General features: G+C 42.3%; 13 protein-coding genes and 2 pseudogenes. 6 read left to right on the top strand and 9 right to left on the bottom strand.

Annotated features, from left to right (window positions below):
- Window positions 1-99: 99 nt before the first annotated feature.
- The 7 genes and pseudogenes from LRS05_RS15670 to LRS05_RS15645 all read right to left on the bottom strand — a co-directional run bounded on the left by LRS05_RS15670 (window position 100) and on the right by LRS05_RS15645 (window position 5,743).
- The gene (locus tag LRS05_RS15670) at window positions 100-438 is read right to left on the bottom strand and encodes a hypothetical protein (protein ID WP_257869167.1); all 339 of its coding nucleotides are present in this window, start codon (window positions 436-438) and stop codon (window positions 100-102) included.
- A 69-nt stretch (window positions 439-507) separates the two neighbouring features.
- Window positions 508-933, bottom strand: coding sequence for a hypothetical protein (locus tag LRS05_RS15665; RefSeq protein ID WP_257869166.1), 426 nt, complete (start codon window positions 931-933; stop codon window positions 508-510).
- Between the two features lie 75 nt (window positions 934-1,008).
- A pseudogene (locus LRS05_RS15660) lies at window positions 1,009-1,999 on the bottom strand (aspartate-semialdehyde dehydrogenase).
- Between the two features lie 333 nt (window positions 2,000-2,332).
- Window positions 2,333-2,725, bottom strand: a complete 393-nt coding sequence (gene mscL, locus LRS05_RS15655) for a large-conductance mechanosensitive channel protein MscL (RefSeq protein ID WP_257869165.1) — start codon at window positions 2,723-2,725, stop codon at window positions 2,333-2,335.
- A gap of 48 nt (window positions 2,726-2,773) precedes the next feature.
- Window positions 2,774-5,215: a bifunctional UDP-N-acetylmuramoyl-tripeptide:D-alanyl-D-alanine ligase/alanine racemase gene (locus LRS05_RS15650; RefSeq protein WP_257869164.1), complete on the bottom strand. Its 2,442-nt coding sequence runs from the start codon at window positions 5,213-5,215 to the stop codon at window positions 2,774-2,776.
- A 64-nt stretch (window positions 5,216-5,279) separates the two neighbouring features.
- Complete coding sequence (locus LRS05_RS17710; RefSeq protein ID WP_374707778.1) at window positions 5,280-5,501, bottom strand: type II toxin-antitoxin system RelE/ParE family toxin; 222 nt, start codon at window positions 5,499-5,501, stop codon at window positions 5,280-5,282.
- Complete coding sequence (locus LRS05_RS15645; protein WP_257869163.1) at window positions 5,498-5,743, bottom strand: hypothetical protein; 246 nt, start codon at window positions 5,741-5,743, stop codon at window positions 5,498-5,500. The genes LRS05_RS17710 and LRS05_RS15645 overlap by 4 nt, the downstream gene beginning before the upstream one ends.
- 84 nt (window positions 5,744-5,827) lie before the next feature.
- Between LRS05_RS15645 and LRS05_RS15640 the strand changes: the two genes are divergently transcribed.
- A complete protein-coding gene (locus LRS05_RS15640) occupies window positions 5,828-6,157 on the top strand; it encodes a hypothetical protein (protein ID WP_257869162.1) in 330 nt (109 codons plus the stop codon).
- Here the strand turns inward: LRS05_RS15640 and LRS05_RS15635 are convergent.
- Window positions 6,092-6,793, bottom strand: coding sequence for a thymidine kinase (locus LRS05_RS15635; protein WP_257869161.1), 702 nt, complete (start codon window positions 6,791-6,793; stop codon window positions 6,092-6,094). The genes LRS05_RS15640 and LRS05_RS15635 overlap by 66 nt on opposite strands.
- A gap of 101 nt (window positions 6,794-6,894) precedes the next feature.
- Between LRS05_RS15635 and LRS05_RS15630 the strand changes: the two genes are divergently transcribed.
- The 5 genes from LRS05_RS15630 to recJ are packed head-to-tail and all read left to right on the top strand — an operon-like array spanning window position 6,895 to window position 12,255.
- A complete protein-coding gene (locus LRS05_RS15630; protein WP_257869160.1) occupies window positions 6,895-8,166 on the top strand; it encodes a hypothetical protein in 1,272 nt (423 codons plus the stop codon).
- A complete protein-coding gene (rsmI, locus tag LRS05_RS15625) occupies window positions 8,166-8,873 on the top strand; it encodes a 16S rRNA (cytidine(1402)-2'-O)-methyltransferase (RefSeq protein ID WP_257869159.1) in 708 nt (235 codons plus the stop codon). Before LRS05_RS15630 ends, rsmI begins: the two co-directional genes overlap by 1 nt.
- Window positions 8,874-8,886: 13 nt before the next feature.
- Window positions 8,887-9,477: a hypothetical protein gene (locus LRS05_RS15620; protein WP_257869158.1), complete on the top strand. Its 591-nt coding sequence runs from the start codon at window positions 8,887-8,889 to the stop codon at window positions 9,475-9,477.
- On the top strand, window positions 9,464-10,537 hold the full coding sequence (locus tag LRS05_RS15615) for a DUF262 domain-containing protein (protein ID WP_257869157.1): 1,074 nt from the start codon (window positions 9,464-9,466) through the stop codon (window positions 10,535-10,537). Before LRS05_RS15620 ends, LRS05_RS15615 begins: the two co-directional genes overlap by 14 nt.
- Window positions 10,538-10,554: 17 nt before the next feature.
- The gene (gene recJ / locus LRS05_RS15610; RefSeq protein ID WP_257869156.1) at window positions 10,555-12,255 is read left to right on the top strand and encodes a single-stranded-DNA-specific exonuclease RecJ; all 1,701 of its coding nucleotides are present in this window, start codon (window positions 10,555-10,557) and stop codon (window positions 12,253-12,255) included.
- Between the two features lie 60 nt (window positions 12,256-12,315).
- Here recJ and LRS05_RS15605 read toward each other — a convergent pair.
- Window positions 12,316-13,079, bottom strand: a pseudogene (locus LRS05_RS15605) (UDP-2,3-diacylglucosamine diphosphatase).
- Between the last annotated feature and the right edge of the window lie 44 nt (window positions 13,080-13,123).

Raw genomic sequence — 13,123 nt, 5'->3', positions numbered from 1 at the left:
GAATATACGTGTTTGCAGCGACGAGTCAGTCACGCTGAGCCTGTCGAAGCGCAACAGTACGGTGCTTCGACAAGCTCAGCATGACTGTTGTGACGGATATTATACCTGTGAAGGCGGCCCCCTTAAATCAAAAAGACTTCCGCAGAAGTTGGCTTCACCCTCAACAACATTGAAGGTGTAAGGTATAGCCTTAAAAGGGAAATCGAGCCTGAGGCAGAATTGCGGCGGCGCGGTAAAAAAGTCAAAGTGGAAATCACATACGCTGCAGTCCTCATCGTCATGGCTATCATGCCCGCTGAAGTGCTTTGCTTTTTTCTCGTGGTGTTCGTGGAGGTGCCCGATATGCTCGTGACTAAACGCATGAAAAGACTGGTAGGCCGTTGCGAGCAGCACCAGCACCATTAAAGCCAGGTTGAATATGGCGAACTTTCTTTTCATGTAGTGCAAATGTAATGAAACTAATTTACACTATTGCAATTTAATTGCATTTAAGAAAAGATTGGGAAGTTATAAATTTTTGAATTCTTGAACAGACATACATTTTCCTCCTAATTCTAATATTTTCTTCTTAAGCTTTATGTCATTTGTAATTAACATCAGGTTATTTTTCACAGCGGTTTCTCCAATTAAGGCGTCATTAATATGTTTTGGATTGCCTCGCATGATACTGTCATAAATTTTGCTGCCGCCAATTTTAGCACTGCCGATACGGGAGACTCCGATTACAAATGTTTCTGTGGAAATTTTTTCAGGTTTTAGTTCAACAACCCTATTAAATAGTTGAGCTCTCTTTTCAGTATCTTTACATTCATTCAACTCATCAATTTGGATATGTGTTACAATAATCTTATGATCTTTATTTTTTATAATATCAATTTCTAATTCCCCTGATATTAAATTGTCAAAAACATTTGAATCGAAAATTACATCCATTCGATAGAGTTTAATAATTAAAAAACCCGCAATACCATCAGGCATTGCAGGTTATAAATATAATTGAAATTTCTTTTAAACCAGCTTATGCTCAACCAGATACTCCGCAATTTGTACGGCATTGGTAGCCGCGCCTTTACGCAGGTTATCGGCCACTATCCACATGTTGAGCGTGTTTGGCTGGGTTTCATCACGGCGTATGCGGCCCACAAAAACATCATCTTTGCCCTCGGCATACAGCGGCATTGGGTATTCAAACGCGCTTATGTTATCCTGTAGCGTAATGCCCGGGGTTTCGCTTAAAATATTGCGTACTTCCGCCAGGTCAAAGTCATTGGTGAACTCCACGTTAACCGACTCGCTATGTCCCCCCCACGGTAGGTATGCGTACGGTGGTAGCCGTCACTTTTATAGAATCATCACCCATGATCTTCTTGGTCTCGCGGGTCATTTTCATTTCTTCCTTGGTATAGCCATTGTCTTCAAACACATCAATCTGCGGTATGGCATTGCGGTGTATCGGGTACTTGTAGGCCATCTCGCCTTCAATGCCGGCATACTCGTTCTCCAGCTGCTTTACGGCCTTAACGCCGGTACCGGTAACCGACTGGTAGGTGCTTACCACCACGCGCTCAATGTTATATTTTTTGTGGAGTGGGTTCAGTGCCAGCACCATCTGTATGGTAGAGCAGTTGGGGTTGGCTATGATTTTGTCTGATGGCGTCAGTTCCTGCGCATTGATTTCGGGCACCACCAGTTTTTTGGTCGGGTCCATACGCCATGCGCTGCTGTTGTCGATAACTGTTGTGCCTGCTTCAGCAAACTTTGGTGCCCATTCTTTTGAAGTATCGCCACCGGCAGAGAAAAGCGCTATCTGCGGCTTCATGCTTACGGCAGTGTCAAGGCTTACAACTTTGTATTTGTTTCCCCTGAATTCAATTTCCTTACCCACAGATTTCTCCGATGCCACAGGAATCAGTTCGGTTACAGGGAAATTACGTTCAGCCAGCACCTTAAGCATTACTTCGCCTACCATTCCGGTAGCGCCTACAACAGCAACTTTCATAGTTTTGATAGAATTAAATGAGTGTCAAAAGTAATGAATTTATTGAAACGTGCCTGCCCGAAATGGTGCAGGCGGGGATGACGCAGATTTTTTCAGATTTGCACAGATTATGTTTAAACCTACAAGGTTTTGGAAACCTTGAAGGTTGGCGGGGTACACCTCCTGCAAGGTCTTTTGAGACCTTGTAGGTGTTCTATTTGAAATAAGGATTTGTAATTAGTGCAATTAGTTTCTCTGAACTAAAGGTTTCATGGCAAAATTTTGCAAAAAAAACCGCCTTTGATTTGGCGGTTTAGTGGAACATTAAGAATATATAGTGTAACGGAAACGTCTTTAGTTAAGCGGCCTGTTTTTCAAGGCATCGCGTATCTCCATAAGGAGTTTTTCCTCGTTGCTTGGTGCAGGCGGTGCCGCAGGAGCAGACTCTTCTTTTTTACGCATGGCATTTATTCCTTTTACAATCATAAACAAAGCAAATGCCACGATTAAGAATGATATTACATTTGAAAGGAACATTCCGTATTTCACGCCTGCTCCCCAGGTAAGTTCTTTTATGTCTTCAAGCCCGGCACGCTCTAAGAGCGGCGTGAGTATTAGTGGAGTGATTATGTCTTCTACCAGCGATTTTACGATAGCGCCAAAAGCCGCACCAATGATAACACCAATAGCAAGATCAACAACATTTCCCTTAAGGGCAAATTCCTTAAATTCTTTTAAAAAAGCCATACGCATTCAAGTTTTTGGTTCGTTTAAAGCTAAGTTACTAAAAACAATCTACTCTTTATAGAAAACCCTCTTTACTCGTTGAGAAATTCCTGTTAAAATTTCATATGGAATAGTTTGTAAGGCCTGTGCCATTTCAACAACCGATGGTGATTTGCCGAAAATTATCGCCGTGTCTCCTTCCCGGCATTCAATATCGGTTACATCAACCATCATCATGTCCATTGATATTGTCCCGGTTATTGTGGCGCGTTTGCCGTTTATCAGCACATAGCCTTTTTCGTTGCCCCATGCTCGGCGTATGCCATCGGCATAACCTATGGGAAGTGTTGCAATTCGCATTGGCTTGTTTGTGATAAACCTGCGGCTGTAACCAATGCTCTCGCCTGAAACAATATCTTTTATCTGGAGGATGACAGTTTTAAGCGTACCTACAGTCTCCAGTTGAGAACGTTCCTGCTCATCATTCCCAACACCGTACAATCCAATGCCCAGGCGAACCATATCATACTGTGCCTGCGGATAGTTATAGATTCCCGAAGTATTAAGTATATGGCGGATGGGGTTTATTTCCAACGCATCTATAATCCTTTGCGACCACCTGTCAAAACTTTCAATCTGCTGAAGCGTAAAATCTCTGAACTCCGGCACATCGCTGCTTGAGAGATGCGAGAAGATGCTTTTTACGGACACAAAGTTGTTGTTCCGTAACAGGTCAATAAGCTCCTCCAGCTGGTTTTCCATAAAGCCGAGACGGTGCATGCCGGTATCCAGCTTTACGTGTATGGGGTAGTCTGAAAGGTTCTTCTGCTGAGCCAGCGCGACAAATGCCCGTAGCTCTTTAGCGGAATATATTTCCGGTTCAAGGTTATAAGCTGCCATAGCAGCAAAAGCGCTTGTCTCAGGATTCATCACTATGATAGGCGTATTGATTCCCGCATTGCGCAAGGCGATACCTTCATCGGCGAAGGCCACACCCAGGTAATCTACTTTCTGGTGAGAAAGCAGTTTGGCAATTTCATAGCTGCCGCTGCCATACCCAAAAGCTTTTACCATTACCATTATTTTGGTTTGGGGTTTCAGCCTGCTTTTATAAAAGTTGAGGTTGTGTACAATGGCATTGAGGTTGATTTCAAGCACCGTTTCATGGGTTTTCTCTTCAAGAAAAACAACAATCTCATCAAAGCGGAAACTGCGGGCGCCTTTCACCAGTACTGTTTCATTATCAAATGCGTTAGCCCGATAGTGTGCCAGAAATTCCTGCGTTGTAGCATAAGGATAAAAATTCGGGAAATCTGCCAGCTCGCGGCTTATAGTCTCTCCAATGCCAATAACCTGGCTTATGTTGTGGCTTTGCAACAGGCTTGCTACTTTGCTGTACAATATGCCGGCTTCAAACCCGCTTTGGAAAACATCAGATAAAATAACAGTTTTCTTTTCATGCGTTTTGTGCTGTTCAAGGAAGTCAAGCGCTATTTTCAGTGACTGGTAATCACTGCTGTACGTATCGTCAATGATTGTACAGCCATTAATGCCATTTTTCACCTGCAGGCGAAGTTCCATAGGGTAGAGCCCTGCCAGCCTTTCAATAATGATTTCATTGCTGTAGCCCATGTGCAGCAAAACCATTAAACTGGTTATTGCGTTTTCTATGGAAGCTTCATCAATAAAGGGTACAGATGCAGTAAATTTATTTAAGCCGAAACTTATATCAAGCGCTGTAGCATTGCCCATAGGCGTCGGGCTGATTTTTACATCAGCACCATCATCAAAGCTCCATGTAAATGTTTTTAAACCGGGGTTTAAAAGTTTCAAAACTTCAGTATCCTTTTTAAGGATAATGGTTTTGCAGTTTTCAAAAAGCTTCAGTTTTTCCTGAATTTTCTCCTGCCTGTCTGTGAATCCTTCATCGTGGGCTGAACCGATATTGGTTAAAATGCCAATTTCAGGACGAATGATTTCTTCCAGCTTCTGCATTTCATTCACGGTAGAAATGCCTGCCTCAAAAATCCCAAGATTATGTTTCTCATTAATGCCGATGATTGACAGTGGTACGCCCACCTGGCTGTTGTAGCTTTTAGGTGACCGGATAATATTGTAGTCAGGGCTAAGCAGGTAATTAAGCCATTCTTTTACAATGGTTTTTCCGCAACTTCCGGTTATTGCAATCACAGGAAATGTGTAATGCTGCCTGTACCACCGGGCAAAATCCTGCAATGCTTTAAGGGTATTTTCAACAACGAAAAAGTTAGCCTTGCCAAAGGCATTCTCAGGAATATTCGTAACAACAAAATTCAGGACGCCTTTTTCAATAAGCTGCGTTATATAGTCATGCCCGTCTCGGTTTTGCCCCGGCAATGCAAAAAATAGTGTGCCCGAATTATTCTGCAGTGACCGGCTGTCAATGGCGACATTATCAATTTCGCAGTCAGGATGTATCCCTTCAAACCGGGAAGATGTTGCAGAGATGATGTTTTTTATTGCTAGGCTCAAGGAATTAGTTTTTTCGGATTTTGTTTAGTGCCAAAAATTCGAAGTATTACAATCGCGTCTTTTTCTATTGAATAATTATTTTAAAATTCCACAGCGATGCAAATCTCACATTAGATTTGTTGATTGTCCTGTCAACTGGATTGCGCTCAGGAAACAATAGTAATGAATTAATTAAATTGAAAATTTCATTAAAGACCATAACAGCATTTTGCGAGCTTTCCAACTTAATGAAATTATATATTGCTTCTAATTCATCCGAAGCTTTTTTGCGCCATATAATTTTCATTCACCTAAAATCCTGCGCTTTACTTCTTCAGAAGAATATGTTTCCATTTTTCCTTCATTGAATTCTTGAATTGCTGAATTGACATCATTGACATAGTCTTTTTCAAATATTGGTTTGCCGTCGGCATTATAACCAACAACATTTTCTGCGTCTAAAATCGCAGATATTTTTTTAAGCAGTTTATCATTAGATAAGTCAAGAATACGTTGCGCTATATTTATTTTGAGTTTTTCAGACTTCATTTCTGTCAATTTTTTCAAATATAATGAATACTTATGTAAACGGTTTAAAATTTTCCTATTTTTGAAGTGTTGAAAACCAGTGGCATGAGCAATATTATCGGCTCCTTTTACCTTATACAGAACGAAACCGGTAACCTGATGGGTGAGTTCACCAATAACATTCGCTTTTCAGTTACCGTTGAGAGCGCATGCCGTAAAGAAGCCGGGGCTAAAGCATATGAAGGCCGCTACAGTTCAATGTGGATAGAAGGCGGGCTGCCCTGCCTTGCAGAACTTATAATCGGGATTAAAAATACTGGGAAAGCCTTTAACTACAGCCTGGTTTGGAATGATTATAACAAAAAGCCATTATACAGGGCAGAAGCTTTCCTTGCGGAAGGCATGCTTGTTGGGCACTACATCTCGCTGTCTTAAATTACAAAGTTTCCGCGTTTTGCGAAGTTTCCCCTTGGGGGGCAGGGGGTTGTGGCTTTGAGCCTTCATCGCTTCAAAGTAAGCGGCTCTGCTCAGTGGCTCATATTCTTCGGTTTCTCCCAGTAATACAAGGTTGTCATTATTCGCCTTGCGGAAACTGTAGTTCGCCAGGTTCCCCGTCCGGGTGCATACAGCATGTACCTTGGTAACATATTCTGCAGTGGCCATTAGCGCCGGCATAGGCCCGAACGGGTTACCTTTAAAGTCCATATCAAGCCCTGCTACAATAACGCGTATACCGCTATTGGCAAGGTCGTTGCATACGGCTACAATTTCATCGTCAAAAAACTGGGCCTCGTCAATACCAATTACATCACACCCCTGCGCAAGCAGGCGCATCATGGCTGCAGACGTTACGGGGGTCGAGCGTATCTCGTTGGCATCGTGGCTCACCACCATTTCTTCATGGTAGCGGGTATCAATGCTGGGCTTGAAGATTTCGACCTTCTGCCTGGCAAACTGCGCGCGTTTCAGGCGGCGGATAAGTTCTTCCGTTTTGCCTGAAAACATTGACCCGCAGATGACTTCAATCCACCCGAACTGCTCTTTATGGTTAACTGTATTTTCGAGAAACATTTTGTATTTTTCAGCAGTAAAACAGAAACATTTTCTGTTACTTTGTATGGAAACAAATTTATTAAAAAACCATTCCGTTACCCTATAGAATCCTAAAAGTTATGAAGAAAAAGTTAGAAGCCGAACTGATTAGCATAGCACACCGCATACTGAAACTGAAGAACAGGGCCGAGCTTGACCAGCTACAGCAGGAAACCCTGAAGCTGTATGAAAAAATATCGGTGCTGCGGTTTGTTGAAGATAACTTTAATGATGTAAAGCCTACAATAGGGTATGCTTCCGCAGAAGAGAAACTTGAGGATATTTATGGATTGGCTGAAGAACCACAAGCTGAAGAGCCACTAGGCACAAGCCACAAGCTAAAAGAAGAGAATGAGCCACAAGCAGAAACTCAAGACCCAAAACCCAATACCCAGGATGCGGAACAAGACAAAGAAAATGATAAAGGCGAAGGCGTAACCGCAGGTAATAATGCTGAAGAGGTTGTATCTGAAGAGGAAAAAGAGGCTACTGAAGAGACTGAGGAAGAGCAAGAAGCTCAAGACCCAAAACCCGATACCCAAGAAACTGAAGAGGAATCTCAAGACCCGGAACCTAATACCCAAGACCCTCAAGGCGATGCTGACCCTGAACAGCCTGTAGAGGAATACCAGGCATCGGAAGAGGAGAAAGAAATTACGGAGGAAAAAGAGGAAGAGGAAACTGAAAGTTCAGAGTCGCAGTCGCAGTCGGCAGAGGAAACCCGCAATGAGCAACCTGAAAAGGAAGCTCAGGCCGCGGCACCTAAGGCCCATAACCCTGAAAGCTCAACCGGTTTCAGCTTTGACTTTGAGCCAAAAAAGGAAGATGAGCCAAAGCAAAAGGAAATAACTTTTGAGGATTACCGTGATTATAAAGAGCCTGAATTTGTAAAGAAAGGGCAGGAGCCAAAAGTTGAAGAAAGTGTCCCCGAGCCGGCAAACGTGCAGAAAGAATGGCTGCCTAAAGAGCCTGAAGTGATTCAGCAGCAGGAAGAAAATGCCCGCGACTGGCGTGACTGGGAACCGGCAAAAGATGAGCCGAAAGCTGAAGAGAAGCCACAAGCCACAAGCCAACAGCGAGAGGAACAACAAACAATAAACAATAAACAACAGGCAGGCAACAGCCGTACACTTGCTCTCGGCCTTAACGACCGTATAGCTTTCGAGAAAAATCTCTTTGGCGGCAGTGGCGAAGACCTTAACCGTGTTATCTCACAGCTGAATACCTTTGACACTTTTGATGAGGCTAAAGAGTTTATTGCCGATATGGTGAAGCCCGACTACAACAACTGGCAGGGCAAAGAGGAGTATGAAGAGCGTTTCCTGGCGCTGGTGGAGAAAAAGTTTGACTGATGGGTAAGCTCTACATTGTGCCCACGCCTATAGGCAACCTCGAAGACATGACCTTCCGTGCTATAAAGGTGCTTAAGGAAGCTGACCTTATCCTGGCCGAGGACACCCGCACCAGCGGCAAGCTCATGAAGCATTTTGAGATTGCCACCCACATGCAGAGCCACCACATGCACAACGAGCACAAGACGGTGGAGAACATCATCGGGCGATTGAAGGGTGGCGAGACTATTGCCCTGATAAGCGATGCGGGTACACCTGCCATTTCCGACCCCGGGTTTCTGTTAACACGTGCCTGTGTGGAGAACGGCATTGATGTAGAATGCCTTCCCGGACCCACAGCGTTTGTGCCTGCCTTGGTAAACAGCGGGTTACCTAACGACAAGTTTGTGTTTGAAGGTTTCCTTCCCGACAAAAAAGGGAGGCAGACGCGCTTCTTGGCACTTGCTGAAGAAACCCGCACCATGATATTTTATGTATCGCCGCATAAGCTGGTAAAGACCTTAACTGAATTTATACAGTATTTTGGAGACACCCGCCCGGTATCGGTGTCGCGGGAACTCTCAAAACTGCATGAAGAAACCGTTCGCGGCACCGCGACCGAGGTGCTGGAACATTTCACAAAGAAAGAACCGAGAGGGGAAATAGTTGTGATTGTGGGGGGTAAGGTTGAGGAGAAGAGGAGGAGAGAATCGGATACAAATTCATAATTTCGTACGGATTATGACTAAAGAAGATATTGTAAACTACATTAAAGAGAACACCGAAAAAGAGATATATTATGAATATCTTCTCGGTCAAAAAGTATGGTATTTTCAAAATAATGGAGAAGATTTTAGTTCTGATTATGATTTGTTCAAAAGATTTATCTCTAAAGAACTGTCTGTACCATTTAATAGTATTTCAATAATTGGAAGTGCTAAAACTCGATATAGTTTTTCGCCGGACAAAAATTTCTCAGAATTTAATGAAGATTCCGACTTTGATCTTATAATTGTTTCAAATAAAATTTATAATAGTATTTGGGAAGCATACAAAAGCATTTCTTATAATCAATATTTGCACAACTACACCGCTATCGCTTCAAACATATTTAATGGCTTTGTCAGTTTAAAAGATGAAGATAGAAATTACGGTAACAAAATTTTACTTGACTGGCAGAAAACAATTTTAAAATTTAAAGCAGAATTACAATTGACTTTTAATATCCAGCACGAAATTAATTATAGGATTTATACGGATTGGCAGGCAGTTGAAGATTATCATTTAAAAGGAATATCGAAATTAAAAAGTATACTAAATGAAACTAATTGAGCAAATAGATATCCAACCACAAACTGTAAAGTGGCTATATGACTTAGACCAAAAAGGTATGTTAGAAGTTGACGATTCCTTCCAGCGGAATTACGTTTGGACATTAAAAAATCAAATTCAATTAGTTGAATCTATTTTAATGGGATATCCAATTCCAGAGATTTACATATGGAATACTGGAACAGATGAACATACTGGTGATACCAAATATTCAATAATCGATGGTCAACAAAGATGTGGAGCAATATTTCAATACATATCTAATATTTTCAAATTAAAGGACTCAATAATTGATCCAGATGGTCCTAAAAGAGAAAGAATTAAAGATAGATTTTTTAAAGATCTTGATGCCGATGACAAAAGAGCTATTTGGTCTTATGTATTTTCAATCAGGATAGTAAGAAATCAGGTGGAGAGGGCTTCAATTGTAAAGATGTTTCTTCGATTGAATAGTAATAATATGACATTAAATCCGCAAGAACTTAGGAACGCTAGGTTTGAAGGAGAATTTATGAATTTAGCTTCTGAGTTAAGTGAATTAGATTTTTGGGATGATAATAAACTGTTTAGTATTGGGGATAGGAGAAGAATGAGAGACATTTCTTCAATTAGCACATTGTTGGTGTTCCTGAAAAAAGGGATTGAGGAAGATATAGATAATTCTAACCTAAATCAAATTTATAATTTATATAATGATGAATATCCAGATAAAGAAGTTGATAAACAACGTTTCATTAGTATTCTTGAGCAAATTGATTTAATTATCGACGATAATAATGAACGTGTAAAAATTTTAAAGCGGCAGGTTCATTTTTATTCACTGTTTACTGTAGTTTATGATATTACAAATTCTGTCCAGTCATTGAGCGAAGCACAAATCAATAATTATCGAAAATTTATCGATAATTATAATAATGAGGTTTTGTTAGCAGAATATTTCCCTTTAATTATATCGGATATCTATAAATATCAATCTATGGCTAAAGAGGGGACAAGACAAAAAACTAATCGATTTGAGAGATACAAAAGTTTAAAGAAAATTGTAAACTATAATCTTTAAACGATGTTTAATACATAATGCGCTGGAACCTCAAACCACAACCCGATTCCTATAAAGTAAACCACCTTGCCGAAGCGCTCAATGTTGATGCGGTTACGGCCGGGCTGTTGGTGCAGCGCGGTGTGGAAACCTATGAGCAGGCAAAGCAGTTCTTCCGGCCATCGCTTAGTGATTTGCATGACCCATATCTTATGAAGGATATGAACAAAGCCGTGGCACGCATTGAGCAGGCTATTGCTAATGGCGAGAACATTCTCGTTTTTGGTGATTATGATGTAGATGGTACCACATCGGTAGCGTTGGTTTCATCGTACCTTAAGACCTATTACCCTAATGTCGATACCTACATACCCGACCGTTATGCTGAAGGTTACGGTGTTTCTACAGCAGGAATTGACTATGCCGATGACAACGGCTGTACGCTCATCATTGCGCTCGACTGTGGTATTAAATCTATAGACAAAGTCGAATACGCCAGATCAAAAGGCATTGACTTTATCATCTGCGACCATCACCGTCCGGGAGATGAACTGCCGGACGCTGTGGCTGTACTCGACCCAAAGCGTGATGATTGCACCTACCCGTATGACGAACTCTGTGGATGCGGTGTGGGCTTTAAGCTCATACAGGCACTTGCGCAAAACTGCGGACAGTCTGTCGCCGACCTCGTGCCATACCTCGACCTTGTTGCAACTGCTATTGCGGCAGATATTGTTCCCATCACAGGAGAAAACCGTGTGCTGGCTAAGTTCGGGCTGGGGGTTATAAACAGCAATCCGCGACCGGGCATAAAAGCGCTTACGCAAAATCTTAAGCAAAAAGAATTGTGCATAAGTGATGTTGTGTTCGTTATCGCCCCGCGCATCAACGCCGCAGGACGCATCAAGCACGGCAGGTTTGCAGTAGAACTGCTTACCGAAGCAAGCCTTGAGCAGGCAGAGGAATTCGCAGCCAATATCGAATCGCTTAATGCCGACCGTAAAGGCCTCGACAAGCAGATGACTGTTGAAGCGTTACAGCAGATTGAAGATAACAGCGAGCAGGATAGGTTTACCACGGTGGTCTATCAGGATACGTGGCACAAAGGTGTAATAGGCATTGTGGCTTCACGGCTTACGGAAACGTATTACCGTCCGACGCTGGTATTTACAAAAAGCGGTGATAAGCTGGCGGCATCAGCACGCTCGGTCAAAGATTTTGATATTTACAATGCACTTGAAGCCTGCGCAGAACATCTCGAGCAATTTGGCGGGCATATGTATGCGGCAGGATTAACGCTGCATGCAGAGCAGTTTCCGCTGTTCAAAAGCAAGTTTGAAGAGGTAGTGGCATCAACTATTGACCCAGAACTTCTAACTCCGGAAATTTCCGTTGATGCTGAAATCAGTTTAACTGACATCACCCCGAAATTCTACCGAATACTCAAACAATTCGAACCGTTCGGACCTAGCAATATGACACCTGTTTTCCTTACGAAAGGTTTGCGTGATTCAGGTTACGGTAAACCTATCGGGGGAGACAACACCCACCTTAAACTTTTTGTACGGCAAAATGATTCGGAAGGATTTGGAGCCGTAGGCTTTGGCCTTGCACGTAAGAAAGAACTCGCCTGTAACGGAGAGGAATTTAGTGCAGTATATTCTGTTGAGGAAAACGTATGGAACGGGCAGGCCAGCCTGCAGCTGAGGTTGAGGGATATACGCTGTGAAGAAAATTAGACAATTTGGAAATTCGTTAATTTGAAAATGACTTTGTGGATATGAGACATTTCCAAATTTTCAAGTTCCCCCATTTCCAAATTCTTTCAATTCAAACGTTTCCCCATCAAAAACACCATAGGTAAAATAGCCTATCCAGTCGCCAAGGTTTATGTAGCGTGAGTCCGGCCCCACGGTAATATCCATAGGTAAATGCCTGTGCCCGAAGATGAAGAAATCATAGTGTTTGCTTTCCAGCTTCCGCTTAGAATAAAGCACCAGCCACTCCTTATCTTCGCCTAGAAACTTTACATCACTATCGCCTGAAATCAGCTTGTTTTTTACGGAAAGGTATTGTGCCAGCTTCACGCCCAAATCGGGGTGCAGCCAGCGGAACAGCCATTTAGAGAATGGGTTGGTAAACACCTTTTTCATGCGTTTGTAGCCCTTATCTCCAGGGCCGAGGCCATCACCATGCCCAATGAGGAAATCTTTTCCGTAAAACGAAAATTCCATAGGGCGGTGGTACACGGGTATGTTAAGCTCTTTTTCAAAATAATCATGCATCCAAAGGTCATGGTTACCGGTAAAAAAATATATTTCAATACCGCTGTCGCGCAGTTCGGCAAGTTTACCCAATAACCTTATAAAACCTTTAGGCACCACAGTTTTGTATTCAAACCAAAAGTCAAAAAGATCGCCCAGAAGAAAAAGCACACCTGCATCAGCTTTAATGCTATCAAGCCAGGCAACAAACTTTTTTCACGCGGGAAACTAAGTTCATGTGTCGGCGCCCCGAAATGTTGGTCTGATGCGAAATATATTTTTTTCCGGCCTGCATTGATTTAAATTTTTTCAAATATAGAGATTGTACTACAACTATCCTTTT

It is taken from the genome of Flavobacterium sp. J372 (assembly GCF_024699965.1).
Classification (GTDB): domain Bacteria; phylum Bacteroidota; class Bacteroidia; order Flavobacteriales; family Flavobacteriaceae; genus Flavobacterium.
The sequence above is the reverse complement of the archived record's forward strand: the minus strand, read 5'-3'. Positions and strand labels throughout refer to the sequence as shown.

Excerpts from the sequence above, each read along its gene's own strand:
- LRS05_RS15670 (WP_257869167.1), bottom strand. The coding sequence starts at position 438 with ATGAAAAGAAAGTTCGCCATATTCAACCTGGCTTTAATGGTGCTGGTG.
- LRS05_RS15665 (WP_257869166.1), bottom strand. The coding sequence starts at position 933 with ATGGATGTAATTTTCGATTCAAATGTTTTTGACAATTTAATATCAGGG.
- mscL (WP_257869165.1), bottom strand. The coding sequence starts at position 2,725 with ATGGCTTTTTTAAAAGAATTTAAGGAATTTGCCCTTAAGGGAAATGTT.
- LRS05_RS17710 (WP_374707778.1), bottom strand. The coding sequence starts at position 5,501 with ATGAAAATTATATGGCGCAAAAAAGCTTCGGATGAATTAGAAGCAATA.
- LRS05_RS15645 (WP_257869163.1), bottom strand. The coding sequence starts at position 5,743 with ATGAAGTCTGAAAAACTCAAAATAAATATAGCGCAACGTATTCTTGAC.
- LRS05_RS15640 (WP_257869162.1), top strand. The coding sequence starts at position 5,828 with ATGAGCAATATTATCGGCTCCTTTTACCTTATACAGAACGAAACCGGT.
- LRS05_RS15635 (WP_257869161.1), bottom strand. The coding sequence starts at position 6,793 with ATGTTTCTCGAAAATACAGTTAACCATAAAGAGCAGTTCGGGTGGATT.
- LRS05_RS15630 (WP_257869160.1), top strand. The coding sequence starts at position 6,895 with ATGAAGAAAAAGTTAGAAGCCGAACTGATTAGCATAGCACACCGCATA.
- rsmI (WP_257869159.1), top strand. The coding sequence starts at position 8,166 with ATGGGTAAGCTCTACATTGTGCCCACGCCTATAGGCAACCTCGAAGAC.
- LRS05_RS15620 (WP_257869158.1), top strand. The coding sequence starts at position 8,887 with ATGACTAAAGAAGATATTGTAAACTACATTAAAGAGAACACCGAAAAA.
- LRS05_RS15615 (WP_257869157.1), top strand. The coding sequence starts at position 9,464 with ATGAAACTAATTGAGCAAATAGATATCCAACCACAAACTGTAAAGTGG.
- recJ (WP_257869156.1), top strand. The coding sequence starts at position 10,555 with ATGCGCTGGAACCTCAAACCACAACCCGATTCCTATAAAGTAAACCAC.